Annotated in this window: 14 protein-coding genes and 1 pseudogene; 7 read left to right on the plus strand and 8 right to left on the minus strand. The window is 40.7% G+C overall.

The features are described from left to right. Positions 1–127: 127 nt before the first annotated feature. Both ACS5PU_RS16490 and ACS5PU_RS16495 read right to left on the minus strand, forming a co-directional pair. Positions 128–757 carry a TMEM175 family protein gene (locus ACS5PU_RS16490; protein ID WP_439460253.1) on the minus strand — a complete coding sequence of 210 codons (630 nt, stop codon included), beginning with the start codon at positions 755–757 and terminating at the stop codon, positions 128–130. A gap of 217 nt (positions 758–974) precedes the next feature. Beyond that, positions 975–1,268, minus strand: coding sequence for a putative quinol monooxygenase (locus ACS5PU_RS16495; protein WP_439460254.1), 294 nt, complete (start codon positions 1,266–1,268; stop codon positions 975–977). A 174-nt stretch (positions 1,269–1,442) separates the two neighbouring features. Here ACS5PU_RS16495 and ACS5PU_RS16500 point away from each other — a divergent pair, with 174 nt between their 5' ends. Then, positions 1,443–1,631 (plus strand): DUF4160 domain-containing protein, encoded by a 189-nt coding sequence (locus ACS5PU_RS16500; RefSeq protein WP_439460255.1) that lies wholly within the window; start codon positions 1,443–1,445, stop codon positions 1,629–1,631. Between the two features lie 333 nt (positions 1,632–1,964). Here the strand turns inward: ACS5PU_RS16500 and ACS5PU_RS16505 are convergent, their stop codons facing one another. Beyond that, positions 1,965–2,183 (minus strand): HU family DNA-binding protein, encoded by a 219-nt coding sequence (locus ACS5PU_RS16505; RefSeq protein ID WP_439460256.1) that lies wholly within the window; start codon positions 2,181–2,183, stop codon positions 1,965–1,967. A 14-nt stretch (positions 2,184–2,197) separates the two neighbouring features. On the opposite strand from ACS5PU_RS16505, the gene ACS5PU_RS16510 reads away from it, so the two are divergent. Continuing rightward, positions 2,198–2,377, plus strand: coding sequence for a histone H1 (locus ACS5PU_RS16510; protein ID WP_439460257.1), 180 nt, complete (start codon positions 2,198–2,200; stop codon positions 2,375–2,377). A gap of 184 nt (positions 2,378–2,561) precedes the next feature. On the opposite strand, the pseudogene ACS5PU_RS16515 reads toward ACS5PU_RS16510, so the two are convergent. Next, positions 2,562–2,909: pseudogene (locus ACS5PU_RS16515) on the minus strand (transposase). Positions 2,910–3,348: 439 nt separating this feature from the next. On the opposite strand from ACS5PU_RS16515, the gene ACS5PU_RS16520 reads away from it, so the two are divergent. Next, on the plus strand, positions 3,349–4,692 hold the full coding sequence (locus ACS5PU_RS16520; protein ID WP_439460258.1) for a hypothetical protein: 1,344 nt from the start codon (positions 3,349–3,351) through the stop codon (positions 4,690–4,692). Between the two features lie 300 nt (positions 4,693–4,992). After that, positions 4,993–7,788, plus strand: coding sequence for a KAP family P-loop NTPase fold protein (locus ACS5PU_RS16525; protein WP_439460259.1), 2,796 nt, complete (start codon positions 4,993–4,995; stop codon positions 7,786–7,788). A gap of 161 nt (positions 7,789–7,949) precedes the next feature. Here ACS5PU_RS16525 and ACS5PU_RS16530 read toward each other — a convergent pair whose 3' ends face one another. The 4 genes from ACS5PU_RS16530 to ACS5PU_RS16545 form a co-directional block, all read right to left on the minus strand. After that, positions 7,950–11,711 carry an SMEK domain-containing protein gene (locus tag ACS5PU_RS16530; protein WP_439460260.1) on the minus strand — a complete coding sequence of 1,254 codons (3,762 nt, stop codon included), beginning with the start codon at positions 11,709–11,711 and terminating at the stop codon, positions 7,950–7,952. Positions 11,712–11,731: 20 nt separating this feature from the next. Continuing rightward, a complete protein-coding gene (locus tag ACS5PU_RS16535) occupies positions 11,732–13,171 on the minus strand; it encodes a hypothetical protein (RefSeq protein ID WP_439460261.1) in 1,440 nt (479 codons plus the stop codon). A 64-nt stretch (positions 13,172–13,235) separates the two neighbouring features. Continuing rightward, complete coding sequence (locus ACS5PU_RS16540; protein WP_439460262.1) at positions 13,236–13,958, minus strand: hypothetical protein; 723 nt, start codon at positions 13,956–13,958, stop codon at positions 13,236–13,238. Positions 13,959–13,996: 38 nt separating this feature from the next. Then, complete coding sequence (locus tag ACS5PU_RS16545; protein WP_439460263.1) at positions 13,997–14,224, minus strand: hypothetical protein; 228 nt, start codon at positions 14,222–14,224, stop codon at positions 13,997–13,999. A gap of 352 nt (positions 14,225–14,576) precedes the next feature. Between ACS5PU_RS16545 and ACS5PU_RS16550 the strand changes: the two genes are divergently transcribed. The 3 genes from ACS5PU_RS16550 to ACS5PU_RS16560 are packed head-to-tail and all read left to right on the plus strand — an operon-like array spanning position 14,577 to position 19,014. Then, positions 14,577–15,752 (plus strand): AAA family ATPase, encoded by a 1,176-nt coding sequence (locus ACS5PU_RS16550; protein WP_439460264.1) that lies wholly within the window; start codon positions 14,577–14,579, stop codon positions 15,750–15,752. 11 nt (positions 15,753–15,763) lie between these two features. Continuing rightward, on the plus strand, positions 15,764–17,524 hold the full coding sequence (locus ACS5PU_RS16555; RefSeq protein WP_439460265.1) for an SAP domain-containing protein: 1,761 nt from the start codon (positions 15,764–15,766) through the stop codon (positions 17,522–17,524). Then, on the plus strand, positions 17,524–19,014 hold the full coding sequence (locus tag ACS5PU_RS16560; protein WP_439460266.1) for a hypothetical protein: 1,491 nt from the start codon (positions 17,524–17,526) through the stop codon (positions 19,012–19,014). The genes ACS5PU_RS16555 and ACS5PU_RS16560 overlap by 1 nt, the downstream gene beginning before the upstream one ends. Positions 19,015–19,054: the final 40 nt, after the last annotated feature.

A 19,054-nucleotide genomic window follows, 5' to 3' on the forward strand; every position in this document is an offset into this window, starting at 1 on the left:
AAAAACATACACCTTCAGTCATCAGAAAACGAATCCTGATCACTATTTAATAGCAACATTAATCATACCAAGAATGTTGCATTTAGCTGATTTGCTGGGCTTTGCTCTGCAGATTCTTATAGGTTAGCTAACCTTGAATCGACTTGTTCCTCTCCCTTATCTTCTTTTCGCTGAACCGAGGCAGCGCAAAATAGATGTAGAGTAATATTATGGGAATAATACTAAAAGCCACGTTCCAAAAAGAAATAATTAAGGCAGCTAAGTGTAGTACAGGGGCGATCGCATATTCTCTTGTCAGCAGTTTGACAAGTGCCGGGTCTGTATTTTCTTCCAAAAGACCTTTCTTTCTGGTGGCATACCACCACACGCAGTTATAAAGTACTGTCATTAACACCAATATAGTATGATAGATCAATGCTGCCGTTCTTTCGTCTGGTTTGCCTACATGGCGTGCCAATAATCCTGTAGTGAAAGATTGGAGTGTTACAAACATTAAAAACAAGATATGTAATATGAGCAGGTACTGATCTGTCTTTTTTATATAAATAAACATGTTGTGATGGTTGGACCAGGCAACGCATATAAACAGGAAAGACGCGGCGAACGCAGCATAATGAGGCCAGTTTTTCAATATCTCTCCCAGCAGATCTGTTCCGGCTTCCGGTTTAGGCAATTCTGTGGCGAGTAATGTTGCGGCAATAGCTAAAACAGCATCGCTAAAATATTCAAGCCTGTCAGTTGTTCGATGATTGTACATAAGATCCCTATTAAACTAATTTTTATTGCAGGCCTGAACTGAAAACCAAATATCTATTGATATCGGCAATTGATCACAACGATATCTTATGTGGTTGGATCGGGTAATATTTGAGATTATCCGCATAATCCGATCAGATCATATTCAGCAGGCAAGTGACCGCAGGTCGGCCTGTGTCGAATGCCGACCTGCGGTCACTCCCAGCTTTTGTTAGAGATCACTTAAAGGCAAGTATTTTTACTTTATCAATCACTGGCGTCGAAACAAGTAGTTCATCGGCGCTAGCCATCAGTGCTTTAGCGATCTCACCGTTTAAGTGCGCATCCCGACCGGCATCATCGGTAAATGTATCGAATATACCAAAGGTGGAAGGTCCGAGCTGCAATGCATACCAGCGAATAGTACCGGATTCAGCTTCCGCCAAAGGCAAAGCGCTTGCAAGGAAGTCAGCAACTTGTTGTTCTTTACCGGGTTTAGCCTCGAATTGGGCCAGTAACGCTAAATTTTCCATTTGATCAATTTTAATAGAACGGTTCGTTAGCGGCAATATACCGCCATAATAGATTGAACACGAATAGTGCCACGATCAAGCAATTCAGATACTTAGCAAACACATAATTATTTTCACAGATCATTTATCTCATAATTCATTCTTTAAATAAAGAAAATTGAGCGCTTAGAAGTTTTGATTTATTCTAATGACCATTTGCCTCCACATTTTCATGTCAAATCAAATGATTTGAAAATTGATGCTAAATTTTTGATAACTACTGGAGAATTGCGTATTTCAATAAAACTGTACAATCCATTTCGGACCAAACTGTACGCGAATTTGACTGCCGGGCGGTTAACTAAATTGTCCCTTTCCCTCTGAACAAAAGTAATCACCACCCCCAAATTTCCTTCTTTCCGGAAATCCATCCAATCATCATGCCCAGACAAATATCCAAAAGTTTCCCCAGCAACCCTTAAGGATTAATACTGGAAATAAATCTGAATACCCTTCAAAAAGCGCACTGAACCCCTTAAATCCCACCCGAAAGATCAATTATCATATTCAGCAGCATTTTAGCAGGAGAGCCCTTTATTTGGCCTGAGCTTAAAAAATTAAAAGGACTTACTGAGCGAAGAAATCCTGATCCAAGGATCAGTGCGTACAGCTTGGTCCGAAACAGCCCGTCAGTTTGGAGCGAAATAGGGTGTCAGCTTAAATGCGAAACGCGTGTACACTTTTGCCGAAATACCCAAATTTGCCTGCTGGCTTAAACACCACAATCCGCTGCTCGGGCACCGCTATCAAAATATGCTCACGAATATTTCGGCCATACTTTGCAGGACGGATTTTGGAAGAAAAAGTCCCAAACTCCCTATGAGTAGTTTTGCGCCGCTTAAACAAGGCCAAAGAGCGGCCCAGATTATTGCACATAAAAACAAAACATAATGGAAAAATTCAAAAAAGTACAAGAGGTAATCGCTTCTGTAGAAGCGGATATTGCCAAATTCTATGAGAATGGAAATGCAGCTGCGGGAACCCGCGTGCGTAAGGCAATGCAGGATCTAAAAGGATTAGCCCAGGAAATCAGAGCTGAGGTTACCGAAAAGAAAAACAGCGAAAAATAAACAGCAAAAACTGTTTTGGGAAAGGGGGTGTCTAAAAAGGCTCCCTATTTTTGTTTATAGCAAAAGTTGATTTTTTTCAGCTTCTTATGAATAGCTTTAATTTATGGTTAGTTAAATTGCTTGCTGGATCAGATTCTGTTGAAATTGGTTTATCATGATGATTCGGATTGGTTTGACGCGGCTTTTATGCTGCTTTTGCAGCCATTTTTCTTAAGTTATGCGCTATAGCAGCCAATCCGAACTCGACATTTACTTTAGGGAGTGTTCGTAGCCTGAACCGATTGAATCGGTTATTGCTTTTTAGTTGCCCAAATACTGCTTCTGGCTCTATTGCCCTGTTTTTTCTGAGCTTGACACCTCCTTCGCTCAACAGCTTTTGCTTTACCTTTTCTTTAAAAGCCCTTCAGGTATGGTTGATCTCAATTTTACGGTCTCCATCGCCTTTATAGCACATCTCCATGAGTGGGCAGCCTTTGCAACTGTCGGTTTTATAATAGCTTACCTTAGGATTTATAGCCAAGACCTGAAACACGTTCAGATTCCCCTATTTTGATCATACGCTTGCCTGCCGGACAAATAAAGTAATCTCCATGAGCATCGTAAGGCAGGAGGCTGTTTATGTGCTTTGTTTTTAACGGCTTGTTTTTAAGAAGGTTTTTATTTTAATTTTTTGGACGTGCCCCTAAAGGATCAGCGTCTTCCGCTATATATCCCTGCGGGAGGATGGCCGGAATGTGCTGAGTGGGGCTGTTGAGCAAGAAAACGTTCGTTTAGTGCTGGTTACATCGAGACGTGTCTGTGCGTTGATATCGCTAATATTTAGTGTAAATAGGAACTTCACCGAAAGAGGTTTTTGTTCAGGTGTACGCTAATCCATTAATTTTTCCCAATTTTGATGTGGTCTTAAGGCCGTTATCCCCTTTCAATTAGATTAAGGATGACTGTTATTTTATTACGCTCATATTCACGAATTGCAGGTTAATTTTTTTGAGGTTTTTAATACGCGTGAGATTGCCTATCTGATCTGGGGTGCTATTGTTTGTTTTATTTTTCTGTTTTTAAAGAGTTTAAGAAAGGACTTTTTGCCAGTACTTAAATCGCTAGTTGGGCGCGACTTCGTCCGCGTTTATTTCTTTACCATTATATACGTTTCATTTTGCAGTTTTATCCTTTCCCGCATTGGTTTATGGCACACCAGCATGGTAAAGGATACTATAGTTTGGGGTATTTTCGCTGCACTTCCAATGATGTACAGTATCATGCAGGCTAAAAACTTGAAGAGATATTTTGGTTCAACGCTCAAAGATCTTTTTCAGATCACCATAGTACTGGAATTTGTTCTTGGGCTTTATACTTTTAGTCTATGGGTAGAACTTCTGATTGTACCGTTCACCCTGATGCTTGGCGCACTTATCGCTTTCAGTGGGAAAGATGAGAAAAACCAAAAGGTGACGAAACTGTTCAAGTGGATCAGTAACGCTTTGGGCTTATTTCTGATCGTTGAGGTTGTCGGGCATATTGTCGGACATTTTGGTGAATATTGGCGCGTAAGTTATTTCAAACAATTTTTGCTGCCCCTGACCCTTTCGGTCATGTTTATCCCCTTCTTATATCTATTGGTGTGTTTTGCCCGTTTTCAAGAGACATTTGTTGTCCTAAAGATCAGGATAAAATCTCCAAAACATTTACTTTATACCAAAAGAATCTTGTTTTTTAGTTTCTTCAATAATATTGAAGGACTTAACCGCTGGAGACAACACGTATTTAGGGGAAGTTATCAGAATCGGACAGCAATCTGGCAATCTGTCAGGGAAATCAAAGAGGCCCAAAAAAGAGAGGAAAAACCAGCACTGGTATCTATTGAAGATGGATGGTCACCATATATTGCGAAGGATTTCCTGACTGGAGAAGGAATGTCTATGGGGTTTTACTCCGATCTGGGAGGTGGGGAATGGGGAGTTATTTCCGATCCAAAACGTGTTAATGGTTCAGGCTCTGGCATTAACTCGACTTACAGTGTATTTGGCACCAAACTCGTCGCTACCTCATTAAAGTTACGGTTGGAGGTTGCAGATGAATTTTCCGTTGGGGATGCCGATTTTTTGTTCGCTAGATTAACTGAAGTTTTGTATTTGAAAGTTTTTGGAAGGGATATTCCACTTGATATTTATGCTAATGTTATACTTCACAAGCCCTCAGTGTTTGAAGAAGGTTTTGCCAGGGTGATCATCGACATTTCCTATTATGGTAACCATCTCAATGGCTATAGTCTGAAATTCTCTGTTATCCATCGTGAGCATGTAGAGTTGTACTAGTTATCGTTCGTCTACTTTGACTTTACCTTATCGAAGGGGCTCAAGATCATTGACCGGTTTTCCTTACAATTCATCGCTCAGGTTTGTTCTATTGAAGTCTATATCCGGTTGTCCTGCCAGTAATATTTCTGGCTTTTGCGGTCTGTTCGTAGTTATATATGATGTAATGCTCAATTAAATCATTTCTTTCGCGAAAGTGTGATAGTTGATGTTGGTTTGTCTTAAATTAATGGACCTGAGTATGTTAGTTGAACTAACTGTTATTATTATCGAGCCAGGTATGGAAACCGATTTGACATCATGATTTCAGGAATTGATGCAGTTTTCAATGTTTGTGCCGGATGCACAACAACATATTTTAAAGCAATATCTGCAAGCTGGTCTAGGATTACGGTCGCAAAAGAACTGTTACAGGATCTTTACCTGAAAGTCAGCGAGCGGCGGGAAACGGTTGATGCTGATATGAAAAAAAGAAAATCTTCGTTAAATTGCACGCACGCCCGGAAACAAAGCCTGGTAAATAAAACAATGGTTAAAAAAACGCTCCTATTCTTGCTGGTCACTTTTTCGCTTATATTCTTCCATGAAAAACTATACGATCTTTTTGATCAGTATATTGTTGCCAATTTTTTAGAAGGCCTTCGAGGGGATTGGTTGTACTGGCCGGTATGTGCATTAACGATTACTGCAATTATCCAGTTGATCGCTATGCTGAGGGATCGTTCAAAAGTTAATGATGTAGCGTTTTTTGGTTGTATTCTGTTCTTGTGTTGCTATTTATATCAGCGCATCTCGGGTGATCATTATAGTTTCTATCGTTCAACATTTGCACCTGCTGTTGCATATCTTGATAGCCTGTTGATACCAGCTGCTGGGCTTGGTTTTCTAGGTTTTAGAGAGCGGCTTAGGGTTCATGGAAAACCTATCATGAAAAACTCCCCCTTTACTGTGGATGCTCCGATATTGAGATCCGATGCGGATGTTTTTGACAGGGATAGGTATGCAAGGCTGATGGCTGAAAAGATACAGTCCAATCCAATCGAGGAATTCAGTGGTTCCCTGGCAATCGGAGTCCTCGGAAAATGGGGGTCCGGTAAAACCTCTTTTCTAAACCTGGTCAAGGAAAAGATTGATGGGGAAGGCAGGATATTGATTGATTTCAATCCCTGGGGTAGCAGTTCCCCCAGCATGATTATTGAGAATTTTTTTGAGGTATTAACAAAGGAACTGAGTGAATACGATAGAAGCTTATCACGGGATATGAGCCGTTACGCTTCGACCTTAACTGAAATGGATGACAACTGGATTTCAAAGTCGATTAAATCCGGTAGTGATTTCTTTATGGGGAGTTCAACAGTTGGTGTAGACTATGATGAGATAAACCGCGCATTGGTGAAGGTGGATAAACAGATTATCGTATTTATCGATGATCTGGACCGATTGGATAGTAGGGAGATCATGGAGGTGTTAAGGATCATCCGCAACACTGGCAATTTCAAAAACGTGGTGTATGTTGTTGCTTACGACCGGAATTATGTAGTTACATCGCTAAAGGAACTGAATTCGCATCAGAGCCAGCACTATCTGGAAAAAATATTCCAGTTTGAATTTAAATTGCCAGACGCAGCGGTGCTAGAGCTAAGGAGGAATATCAGGAACGGTCTTAAGGCAGCGTTGACTAATACCAGTTTGCATGATGCAATTGATGCAGCAATAGACTATACGGGAGAATCCGGCGAATGCATCACGGACAAGGTTATCCTAACCCAAAGGGAGGTGGTACGGCTTATAAACTCGATGTTATTTGAATTGGATGGCCAGATAGAAGAGGTCAATCTAACTGACTTTTATCTATTGCAATTGCTGAAACTGAGATATTCTAAAGTTTATGACGACATTTCCCTTAACCGGCAGATATTTTTCTTTGAAGAAGATCAGCGTTTAAGGTTGAGGGCGGTAGATGAAATCGGCAAACAGAAAAACAGCTTGGCTTCCCAGGTGTGGAAGCTAATGGGAGACGCAAAACCCAAAACGGGTCCTGAAGAAAAGAAGATTTCGGTATTGGAACACTACTTAACCTCACTTGGAACTGATTTTGCCGATGAAAATGGTAAACGTACCATAAAGGAGATTGTTTATGCGCTTTTGGTGGATAAAGAACTGCGTACGGATTCAACCAGTATGGATTACAAATCGTTTATCAATTATGTTAACTTTGAGAAATACTTTATGTCATATGGGAGGGAAAACAAGCTTTCTTTTGCTGCATTCGAAGCTGCGAGGAAAGGAAGCCCAAGCGAGTATTTGGAAGCTGTCCTAAAATGGGCTGAAGATCCGGATTTATCAGCTGAACTGGAACGTAGGCTGAGTACATTGGTTGATTTTACCTCAAAAGAGGAGTGGGAGAAACATCTGATGGTGACAGTAGCCCTAGAAAGAAAAAAAATGGTCACTAGGGGCGCATTCGGAGCTAACTATTCAGCAGTGATCGACCTGTTGAAATACCCAAAATCATTCGATAATGTTCATTTATTTGTGAGTGATGCAGCGTATTTTGCTTACATCAATGATTTTTTTATTCAGGCCGAAAGTCCTTATATTTATGAAGCACACCTGCTTATGGCAATTCTGGTGAGGAATGAGGATCTGGGGCTCAGCGAAACCCAGATTTGCGATCAGCTTTTTGACTATTTCAAAAAATATTGTAATAGTCATGATCGTATCACCATGGAATTCAGGAATCTGCATACAGCTATTGTAGAAAAGGATAAACATCATTATGGGCAGTTTCCAGTCCAGGAGCGTGCTGAAGTCCTTTTCAAAGAATATTTTCGCAAATATATTACTGCATGTGAGCTTGGTGGATTTATCAAAAGATATTTCGATCCGGAGAAAAAATACTATATGTTTGACATCGAATGGATTGCGAAGGTATTTGGGAGTAAGGATGAGCTAATAGCATATGCTGTAACAGCGGAAAATATTGACCACGCAACGGAGTGTTACCGGGAATTTTCGGAGTTCAGCAACAAAGTAGCAGCCAGTGCCCATCCTGCTATTGAATACAGTTTTAACCATTTGAAAAAGGAAGAATAATAGCTCAAACATCGTTTTTCAGGTATGGAAGACTGCTATTGATAACCCAGCATGACCAAATCCGATCAAGAACTGATCACTGTGAGCAGGATCCGGGGTTGGTCTGCAGCATACTAAGCAATTTAATGTTAATCATCGAAATTTTTCCTCAATATTCTTGATCATTCTTTTTCATTACGCTCAAATTCAACCTCATGCTCAATTTTTAGGAGAAATTCTTTAAGTTCGCTTTTCAAATTCTTTTCACCCTTTGAACGGTTTTTCTTCAAATAGGGACTTACCCGGAATGAAAAAGCAGATAGGATGTACTCCGCATCGGTACCTATTTTCATTAAATGTTTGAATATTCCCTTTAATGGGACAAACGAACGGATAAGATTTCCATCATTATCGATCATGCAGGTCTCTGGTCCATGATTGACTAATCCGACATCGCTTCCTTTAAGTCTATAGTTGAGTTTGTTTGGAAAGACTACTCCTTGATCAAAATAACTGAATATAAGGCTAAATGGACCATCAAATTCAATGTCCTCGATTTCATAAGCGCTTTCAGAGATTTTTATTTCGTCAAAAGTTGCCCTTAAGATATCGCAGTTCTGAGCGCTGAAGTATGTGAAGTTGCAATGTGAGAAGTTTGTGTAGCGAAGCATTGAATCTCTAATATAAATCGCGCTGAACGTGGAAAAGGAAAAATTGATTTCCGTTAAATCTAACCGCTGTAGCATTATGGTTGGATCTTCATAAGATGTCAATATGCCCATAAAAAGGTTCCGTCCCCATTCAGGAACTTTTCCATGTTCAAAGTTCCAGTCTCTGATCAGTTGAAACAGTATCTCGGAATTTATTTTGTTGTTAAAGAATTTTCGTGATGATATATTATTACATATCAGATTACCTATTATCAGTGCAAACCATTTGTCAATTGCTGTGTAGAAGTGTTTCCTTGGACTGCCGCTGAGTTCGGCGTTGAATAATACGGTATTCATCCTGGGCTCCCCAAGGGTATATATCGTTGGAGATTTGATAATTTCCCGACATAGTTCTTCAATCTTTTGCAGTACAGTCAAAGTAATAGGAAAATTTCGGATCATCTCTGGGATCAGCTTATTGTTCCGGTAGATTTCGCTCTCATATTTTTCAAACCATTGGATTTTTAACCGTGTCGAATACAGCTTTTTATTGTGCTTATTTATAGCAATTGACGCCATGAGGGGAATGAGAAGCTCTCGCTTAGCAATTATAGATGGATTTTCGCTGCTGCCCTCAACACATTCCCTAAGCATGGTGATCAGCCCCTTTAGGAAATCTATGGTCTGATCTGTTGGTATTCCGATATTTAATCGTATCCGTGCCTCTTCTACATCGATGCTATCTTCAATGGCATGTTTAATGAATACCTTTAGGTAATATTCCGCAAGTAAAATCTCCGCGAAGGACTGGTGTTGAAAATGGAGCGTATTTTCTTTTTCACCCAAATACGAGTGCGAGAGAAAATGAATGGATTCAATATCCTGGAACTGGGTTAGTACGATTCTGTCATCCGTGTCGATCTGTTTTCCCTCTATTGTTCTACAGATATCAGCTTTGGTCAGTGATATCTGCTCTCCATTCTGTCTCTTATATTGCCAAAGTACTGCAGAGGCATGTAGGATATTCCGGTAGGTATACTCTTCTTCTAATTTGGGCCTATAGTTATAGTCGTCCTTATGTTTGGCTTCCCGGGTAAGTTGGTTGAGAAAGGAAACATAAACACTGACCTTTCCCAGGTTGATGAAATCGGTATCCATGGAAATGAGTTTATAGATCATGTAGGCGAAAATCGGTTTTCTCAGCTCACTGTCTTCCAGGATATGATCATGCAATGCACTATGGAGTCTTATCGGTTGATTATCCTCAATGGCTTTCAGGATTCTTTTCGGATTTCCGGTAAAGTCTTTTGAAGACTGACCCGTCTGCGCCATTAGTTTTTTTAGCGCATATTCGATATACCCGTCAAACTGGTGCTGCTTGAAGCCATAGAACGAAATATAGTTGTCGGTGCTTTCCAAGAGACTGCTGTCCTGATCACCCTGCTTTAATAATGGATGTGGGCAGTATCGTTTGATTTGTTCGGACAGTCCTTTGGAAATCGGCCGGGAAGCGATGATAATCCTGTTGTTCCTTTGATTGATATTGTCCAGGTTTTGGATTTGGATAATGTCACTAACAACCTTTTCGATATGGGATTCACTTAGTTCCCCACTCTCATCCAACGAATCCAATAGAAAGATATATTCCTTCTTTTTGAAATAATCATCTTTAATGTCGATTTTATATTCCATCGCCAAAAAGTTGGCAATTACCCCAAGGGTTGGGGAATTCGAGTAGCGGTCATACTCATTGAGGTTAAGATAAACCGGAAATGGCCCTTCTTTTGTTTTCAGGTATTGCTGTGCATAAGATGCGGCATAGTGGTGAAGAAAACTTGTTTTTCCCTTCCCAAAATCTGCTATCAAAAAAAGGATATTTCTGAGGAAGCCATCACGTTCTCTACTACTGACCTGAAAATACTCATCGATTAGTTCCTCTATTGGTTTAAGGTTTTTTTCTCTGATATCCAGTTGCTGTCTTGCTGTGTTTTCGCTGAATGGGTTGTAGGATGACTGATCTCCTTCATGTGTCTGATTGTAGTTCCTTATATCTTCCCATGTACCGAAGGTTTGTTGGTATTGCAGGTCTTCATTTTTTGCGAACCCCAGGGCCGCAAGGTTTTTCTGGTCAACTAAGAATTTGATTTCGTTTTCCCTAATCCATTTATCTTTAGTTTCCTTCAGGTGGCTTTCATATTCATCATTCCCAAACGCAGCGGTAACTGCTGATGGGATTTGTTCATTATAGCTTTTGGCAAACTGCTGCCTTATCTCAATTTTGGCACCTGCAGCTGAAAGTATGTTTATCGCTGCTGTTTTTACCAATAGGACAGCAGGGTGCCCTGAAGGATTATTGATCAAAGGAAAATCACTTTCATCGATAGTGGCCCTTAGCTGTTCAAGTGTATTTGCCATATTCTTGCTGAACTCTACGGTGGTTAGCTGCGTGGGTACGTGGTCCCTGATAAGGGCATACGAAGATTCCGTTTGTGCAAATGCGGCCTTAAGATAGGTGTTGAAGCCAAGATTTGGGAACTTACCATCATTATTGCGCCCATAGTTGGCAGAGAACTCTTTATTATAGCTCTCAAAAAGCGATGCCAGGACATCCCGAGCCTGCTTTGGCAGGTCTTGCTTACTCAGTGTCTCAAAGGTAGTCTGGTCGATACCGCTGATCAGATTTGAAAAACCGTACCCAACTTTGTCTCCACTTTTCCAGATTTCCAATGAAAACAGACTCTTTTTTTGGTATACGTACTGATCGGTTAAAAGCTTATGTATTTTCACAATCTTAGCTACAGGACGCAACCCTTTGATCCGCTTTTCCAGATCGGTACGGTCAATGACGTGTTTTTTAAGATCAAACTCAAATACACCGGCTACTATATCGTTTACCATTTTGACAGATTTTGGTTGGAAGCCGTTCTGTTTTTCATCAATATTGTATATGAATATTTCTCCGAAGTCTTTATAAAATTCTTTTTCCTTATAGATCTTAAGTGTTTTTTTGATTTTTTCTATTCCGGCAGTTGAAGTGATCTGGAATGCAATCCTTTTTTTGGTATCTCCGTAGGTGGCATGGTCAGTGCTGGCCAGGTCTATACCCGGATAATTGTCTTTATCTTCGTTGAGGTTACAAAGGCTTACACCAAAGATAATGCTGAGTATGGGCGCAAGTGTGTCCTCAGAGATCACATTGATGTCGTAAAGATTAACCTTTCCCTTATCACGGACTTCAATTGAGGATTGGATCAGCAGGTTGACAATTTCCGATATTAATTCTTGTTGCTTCATTTTTAGTTGATGGAATTGGATTACAAAAACAGTTGTTTGTCGATGTCAGCGGAGTTTTTGATACCGGGGCTGAGGGCTACGGTCTTGATGATGTGCTTGAGGAATTCAAGTGCGAACTCGTTTGCTTTGACGGTCTTATTTTCTTTAAGGGTAATGATGCGCTTTTTCTCCTGTTTTGCAGGTTCTCCATGAACGACCGAACTTCTGAAGTCATAGATTTTTTTGCAAAGGTTAAAAATTTCCTCTGCCGTGTGCCCATCAAATGGATTAAGTTTACAAAGTAATGCTGCGCGGGTAGCAAGGCGGTAGGTAATCTCGCTTTTCGAATCGCTGGTAAGGATGCTTTCCAGTGCGATGGCAATATCTATGATCGAATCATCATCAAGTCTATTGATACAGGCTTTGTTGAGCCTGTTGACCGCTAGCTCGAGATTGCCCAGCCGTTTAAGTTGGTGGTAAACGATAGAGATTTCCAGATGTTTCGAAAAGGGGATATAGTTAGATTCAGGGCAGGAAATTAAATTTTCCAGTTGCTGGGGATAGTAAGGATCATCGACTAGGATCGCCTGGGCAATTGGGGTGCTAAACTCACTTCTCCAGCCTACCGGAACGCTAAGGAAATGGCTATAGCCGGTATCGAGGGTAGGATTGGTAACCCTCAGCGCTGCGAAAATGGTATTGACGGTTTTTTTGACCTGGGTGTAGGCTGATGGGTGGTGTAAGGTAATGCGGAGGTCCTTTGCGCTTTCGTTTGGAATTTGCCACCCCTGTAATAGAATAGCATGTGTAGCAGCAATGGAGATACTTCTATTCCTTGGGGTGATTTGATCTAATTGTTTAGCTTGGGTGAGAAGGATACTATCTGGTATCTTCACGATGCTTTGCTGCTCCGATAATTCCAGGTCGCCGGCTTCAAAGCTGGTATAAATGATGGGAACATAAATGTTGACTTCTAGCGTGGGCGAGGATAGTATGCGAAAAAAAGGTTCGTATAAGGTGTCAAAGCTTGCTTGGTCAAAACCAAAGCCGGATTGGTGGATGTAACAGTCACAGAAATGGCCAATGAAGAAATGACTGTGCATGCTGTTATAGTTGTCAAGGATTTCGTCGAATTTCCTGACGGATTCAGGAGTGTACGGCCCGATACCGAAATATTGGCAGATCGGGTCTGAGTTCATGATATATTCATGAAAGGCATCGGCAAATGGTCGCCGAGAGTCGGGGGCATTGTCTGTATAGATTTTCGCATGGTCAGTTTTCAGTGTTTCTGTATAGCGGAATTTTGGCAGACCGTTCTCTGCTGGCTGGAGGACCGGATAGCGGTAGTGTTTGGGAAGTCTTGCTGACCGGTCTTTTTTGTTCCGGTTCTTCAGGTGGGCATCAATCTGTTCCAACGCTTCCTTTACCGCTGGAATGAGCAGAGATTTGAGTGTTTTGTTATCGTGGAAGTGGGTTGTCATTGCGGCTTTCGATGGGGCTGTTAGGATTTGTTGGAAACGGAACTTTTACGATAATTAATGCATGTTATTTTTTCTCGGAAAAAGAATTAAACTCATCAAGGTAGATTAATGCGTTATTGCCGGGCTGTTCGGACCTCTTTATATCTCCGAAAATCTTCCTCCAAAATCTATAGACGGCAAATAGGTTGATATAAGTAGTAACGGCGATTACCACTAGACCAAGGGAGGTTCCATTGTTCTCCTGGATCAGTTTGATATTAGTGTAAGCCATAAAGGCAAGGGGAGTTAATCCGATAAGTGCTGCCGGGGATAGCAAAATGAGATCCAGAAGATCTGTTTTGTGTGCCGGGCTTTCTTTAAGAAGCTCAAGACCGATTGACATGGGTTGGGTTAGCCTGGAGGTATGCGGCTGTCTGGAGGTAGCGATGTCAAAGAGGCTTACCTGCCCATGGTTATAGAGTTTGAAGGCGATGAGTTTGCTGAAGTGTCTCAGCTCGTCCAGTTTGGCATTCAGTAGGGTGTTAAATAACATCATTGCTGAAAATACCGGGGCGGTCAACAAGCCCACCAGTCTGATATTGTCCAGCTTGATGATACTGAATTCGAGTCCCGAGATAGCTGAAGTACGGTAAAGGTAATAAAGTACTCCGATGATAATCATCCAGAAATATAGCCTGTCACTTTTTTCCTTTGTATCGCGTATGCTTTCTTTTAGCTCACCATAGTAGGCACTGAGCTGCTCGTGGCTGTTGTTTTTTATGAAAGAAATCATTTCTTGAAGCTGCATGGCATGGGGTTAGGGTTGTGGACCTGGTTAGATGACTTTTACTTGTTTGTTTTTTTGGTTCCGCTAGAGCCAAAGCAGAATGGATCATAAGGTGCCTTTGGTTCCAGGCAGTTTGCCAAGGTATGGTTAAATACCCTGGAACAATAAGTTTTGCCCAAGAAAAAGCCTGTAAGTGGGTATTTGCCCGGATGGCGGCTAATCTTTATACTCAATTGGGCAATACGGAAAAATCGCTGTTGCTCTGGATAGGTTTGTGTTAAAATCAATGTTGGAGCGTTTTTCAGGCCAATATACTAAAGAAGGTAAGGAGCAGGAAAGAAAGATTTCAACAAATCAAGTTATTTCGTATGCCATTCTAATTTCTGACAGCGGGAAAGTTGCATACCTTGGTTATTACTATGGCACTATCTGTGGTGTTTTAATACTATTATGACTTTGGGTATTATTCTGTCTCATATTGTGTTCAATCTGGTATCATTGGACTTACCAAAAGGAACCACCTATGTCAAATTCAGGAGCTAATGCTTCCTATTAATGTGTATTTTATCCTTTGCCCTATAATATTTGGGATTTTGACAATTTGTCGATTATATTTAACACTTAATTTTAATCTTAATTATGCCTCAATTTAAATTTAACATTATCTCAAGAACCGATATTGAGAATAGTCTGGGTGGTGCCCAAATGATATATGCCATCGATTATGACGGGCCGGAAAACCTCTTGGTGACGGGCTGCGCCGGAAGTGGAAAAACCACTGTTAGCTTGATGCGCGCGGAACGACTGATTAACCTTGAAAAAAACGTTCACATCATTACCTTTCACGATCTTTTGGTTACCAATCTAAAAAATAGTGCCACGAAAGAACTTGCCCCAAATATTTTGAAGTATCATGGCTGGTATTATCGGGAAAGCGAGTATACCGAGGTGGATGGAGTGGAAAGGAAGAAGGTCGAGAAAATGACTTACGAAGAGATGGCCGAAGAACTCAAAAATTATGATTCAATCGACGAATTTATTATTGACGAGGGACAGAACTTTCCGGAGGCATTTCACAGGATATTATTAGAAAAATGTAAAGTGATAGCCATAGGAGCAGATAATGCCCAAAAAGTTCATAAGGGTCTAACAACAGAACAGATCACCGAAAAAATGAAATTAAAAGGCGCGGTAAATCCGGTCCAATTGCAGTATAATTATAGGAATACTTACGAAATATACAATTTTGCACGGTACTTTTTGCCCTTAAACGAGCGGGTTAACAATGAGAGGGCTATCGAAAAAATCCCTAAGGGAAGAAGCGTAAAGCCTACATTTTTTGTGGTTCCGGATCAAGACAGCGAGATCGCACAGCTTTACACGCTTTTGAAGGACGCAGGAGACCGGAATGTAGCTGTAATTGTTTATCATATTGATGAAGTTAGGTACTACTACGAAGCTATCAGTGGCTTGGGAATAAGTTGTTCCAGTCACCACAATCAAGACCACGTTAATGACTTAGAAAATGTGCTGGTAACGACTTATAAATCTGCCCAGGGATTAGAATTCCAAACGGTGATAATGCCAAATATGGAAACTGTAGGTGGGATATATTATCAGACTGGACAACATTATTACATCGGATCCACAAGAGCTAAAGAAAATCTATTTCTGCTGGCTAAAGGGGATAATCTGCCTGAATATTTTAATAAATTTGACGTCGGAAGTTACCAGTTGACAAAAACTGGAAAGTTAACCAAACCAATTATTGCCGCACCAAAAACACCTGGATACGATGATGATCTACCATTTTAAGCATACTAGACATGGAATATAAAAAACTGGAAACTACGCGGTTGAAAGCGCTTTGCAAGGAAAGAAATTTAGATGATAAGGGGACTAAAGAGGTTTTGATCAAAAGGCTTAAGGGATGGGACTTACAAAAAGATCCTCAGGATAATCAATTAGCACTTGTAGGGGTAGGCGAACCCAAGCTGCATTCCAATCCCGGATCCAAACGTGGTACGCTCTTTATCCATTTAAAAGCGTCTAACATATCTCACTACTTTAATGCAGGCCTGATCTATCCGCTTATTTTGGAGGAAAGTGAGATTTATGTTAAAGAAAACAGGAAAAAGGATATTTTTACCTTATTCCCTGATAGTATTTTGCTTAGTCCTAGTCCGATTAATTCGTTCTCAGATGATGACGCCTTACTTGATATTCTCTCAGACGAACTTGAACTGATAGAAATTCCAGGTACGCCCCTGGTTCGTAGCGAAACCCCAATTCCGCTGTCAAGAGTAAAAGGGATTGTCTTTAACTCAGCAGCGGCCAGATCTACGTTTATTTCCTCTGCTAAAACCTTTCCCGATTTCTTTGTTGAGGAAAAAATATGCTTTGTTTCTACGAGATTAGCAGCCATAACAGTTGACTTGGATGATGTAAAAATTGGTCCAAATGCCAAAATTGATCAGTGGCATGATATTATGGACAGATATGATAAACTACTGGGGATGTTTGCGTTTATGAAAAACGCAGGAGTGTTTTTTTCCGATCGCGAAAGTATATTTGAAGAATATACGCATAATTACCTCGCAGCACTTAGTGTGGTCAATGCTGCAGTGGTCCCGAAATCTACCCGGGATATAGGTCTATATAAATACATCATTTTTCCTGGCGAAATTGAGCTGACTACTGTTCAACGCCTATTGTTTCAACGGATACTGAAAGCCATTTATGAAAATGTGGATTTGGATATCGATGTTGCAATAACCATTTTAAAAGCCGCTTTGGCAAGTGAGCTTTCTACGATAGACGAGCAAAAGGAGTTAGGGATAATTATTGAACTCTTTGAACGATTGCAGGAAAAGCAGATCTCCTATAAAGATGTTGCCTTCCATGGAGCGATTAGCAGAAACTATCCTGTCCTCGCATTGCTGTTTCTTTCTCGGTTTCCCAACAAGAGTAGGCAACATACCGATAAACAGGCGGTAAGAAATAATTTCCTGGATAATAATTCTCCATTGAGCAAAAGCGTTTCTGAATTCTTGTTGTCAGTATTGGGGCTTTATTATGGATATAAAACCATGATCAAGGAAGATACCAATATCAATCTGGTTGATCCCTTTTTTGCGTCAGTCAGTCAAAAATACCAGTCGATCAAATTTAGGTTAACTTCCTTTATTGATAGGTTCGTAATGGAAAGTGCCTATCGGTTTGCCATCGATGGGTTGAACATCAGTAAAGGATTTTCATTTCTTGATTATCAGCGGCCAGAATTTCGGGAAGCAAGTACAGTTCGGTCCGGCGCTTATGAATATCAGGACTTTTCTTATTCGTTATTAGGTGCGCCTATCACGGTATTCCGAAGGATAAATAAAATAGATATCTTGTTTGAATCGTTGGATAAGACTTATTCCTATCATGTACCGGCCAGTTCGGCTCTAGTTCACCATATGATAGCTAATTTTGGCATGACTAAGATGCAGTTGTTTGAACTGATTAAGGAAAATGCTTCCAGGATAGACTTTGATGATCTCATTCAGTTAATGGAGTTTGATAAGCGATTAAAGAACAGAAAATAATGGATATAAACGCTCTCCTCACTGCTCTTGAAACCAAATCTGCTGCTGAATTCGATATTTGGCTGGATAAACACGAAAAAGACTTATCAAATTTCCTTTATAGACTTTCAGGTCCCGATCTGCATGCGATGGATTTTGATAGCAAATTCTTTAGCTCGATCGCCAAATCAGCAGCCTATAAGAATTTTAAGGCAAGTGGTTCTACGGCTGAGCCATTTATCTTTTTCATGGATATGGTTTCGGTTGCTGCTGAGCGGCTGGCACTGATCCAGATCGATTCGATGTTGCTTACACTCTTGGCTCATCTGCCGGAAAACGCCGCTCGTTACCGGCTGGAAGCGCTTCGTGAATTTTCACAGGTAGAGGATGTTTCAAAAGACTATTTCACCAAGCTGCCAGTTGTGCTGGCCTTGTTGGCGAAAGCGCAGTTGATCGGGGAGGAGGCAAATTACAGGTCGTTAATCGATATTCTTGTATTTTTTATTGAAAAGGCAAGAATGGCATTCAATAAATTGGGCAAGGGTGGATATGTCACGCGTTTAGATGAATGTTGCTCGGATCCTGAATTAGTTGCTGCCTATCCAATACTTGAACACCCGGTGATCAGGGCAATGATAACTGGCGAAGAGCTATTTTCTGTAGAGCCAGTTACGATATTGCGGGACAGGCTAGAGCCTTCTGAAGCCATTAAGGCAATTTTTCATCAGCTGAACAGTGAATATTACGCTCATGCAAAGATTAATCACCCAGCAGGAAACTGGTGGGGATACGACAACAGAACGATATTGGGAGAAGTTTTGCGAAGGGGAAGGACAGATTTTAGAGAAGCTTACGGGGAGATAACTCCAGATGATAAGGTTCTACTGTATTGTTTTTTCAATATGAAGAAGCATTTCTACACATCGTATGCCGTATTTGAACTAATCCTCCCATCCTTAAAGACTTTCTTCAATAATCCTGATTACACCCCTATTGTGATTGATTTGGGCTGTGGACCGATGACCTCGGGGCTCGCACTGGGGGATCTCATTAAGACTAATACAGGAAATGCATTATCGTTCACCTATATTGGAGTGGATATCGCTCCAGCAATGCTATGGCGGGCGAAAACGTTCGAGGGATCGGATATATTTTGTGATAGTACTTTTTATTACCACGAGAGTTGGAACGACATTGATTTCGGTGTGCTCTATGCTGTGGCTGGAAAAAACAACCCGGTCATTATCAATGCCTCTTATCTTTTTGCAAGCGATTCGCTTCTACCTAATGATCTGGCAGCGTTCGTGGCCGACATTATCAAACTTTGGGACCATGTTTATTTTGTGTTCCAGAACCCGGATAATGATATACGTAATACTAAATATCTTGATTTTAAATCACTTGTCCAGCATCACAGATTGGCTGAGAACACGGAGACTATCAGGTATAAAACGGTCTCTTCCGAGTCAAATGAGAAAGTTTATTACGAAATATTAGAAATAATCAAGTGATAATTTTTAGATAATGGCTATTTTCGGCCGCATAATTGTG

It is taken from the genome of Pedobacter sp. GSP4 (assembly GCF_051857575.1).
Taxonomy (GTDB): domain Bacteria; phylum Bacteroidota; class Bacteroidia; order Sphingobacteriales; family Sphingobacteriaceae; genus Pedobacter.

What these genes read in the sequence shown, in the direction of transcription:
- ACS5PU_RS16550 (WP_439460264.1), top strand. Translation starts at nt 14,577, where the DNA reads ATGCCTCAATTTAAATTTAACATTATCTCAAGAACCGATATTGAGAAT.
- ACS5PU_RS16525 (WP_439460259.1), top strand. Translation starts at nt 4,993, where the DNA reads ATGATTTCAGGAATTGATGCAGTTTTCAATGTTTGTGCCGGATGCACA.
- ACS5PU_RS16530 (WP_439460260.1), bottom strand. Translation starts at nt 11,711, where the DNA reads ATGAAGCAACAAGAATTAATATCGGAAATTGTCAACCTGCTGATCCAA.
- ACS5PU_RS16540 (WP_439460262.1), bottom strand. Translation starts at nt 13,958, where the DNA reads ATGCAGCTTCAAGAAATGATTTCTTTCATAAAAAACAACAGCCACGAG.
- ACS5PU_RS16495 (WP_439460254.1), bottom strand. Translation starts at nt 1,268, where the DNA reads ATGGAAAATTTAGCGTTACTGGCCCAATTCGAGGCTAAACCCGGTAAA.
- ACS5PU_RS16505 (WP_439460256.1), bottom strand. Translation starts at nt 2,183, where the DNA reads ATGTGCAATAATCTGGGCCGCTCTTTGGCCTTGTTTAAGCGGCGCAAA.
- ACS5PU_RS16510 (WP_439460257.1), top strand. Translation starts at nt 2,198, where the DNA reads ATGGAAAAATTCAAAAAAGTACAAGAGGTAATCGCTTCTGTAGAAGCG.
- ACS5PU_RS16555 (WP_439460265.1), top strand. Translation starts at nt 15,764, where the DNA reads ATGGAATATAAAAAACTGGAAACTACGCGGTTGAAAGCGCTTTGCAAG.
- ACS5PU_RS16535 (WP_439460261.1), bottom strand. Translation starts at nt 13,171, where the DNA reads ATGACAACCCACTTCCACGATAACAAAACACTCAAATCTCTGCTCATT.
- ACS5PU_RS16560 (WP_439460266.1), top strand. Translation starts at nt 17,524, where the DNA reads ATGGATATAAACGCTCTCCTCACTGCTCTTGAAACCAAATCTGCTGCT.
- ACS5PU_RS16490 (WP_439460253.1), bottom strand. Translation starts at nt 757, where the DNA reads ATGTACAATCATCGAACAACTGACAGGCTTGAATATTTTAGCGATGCT.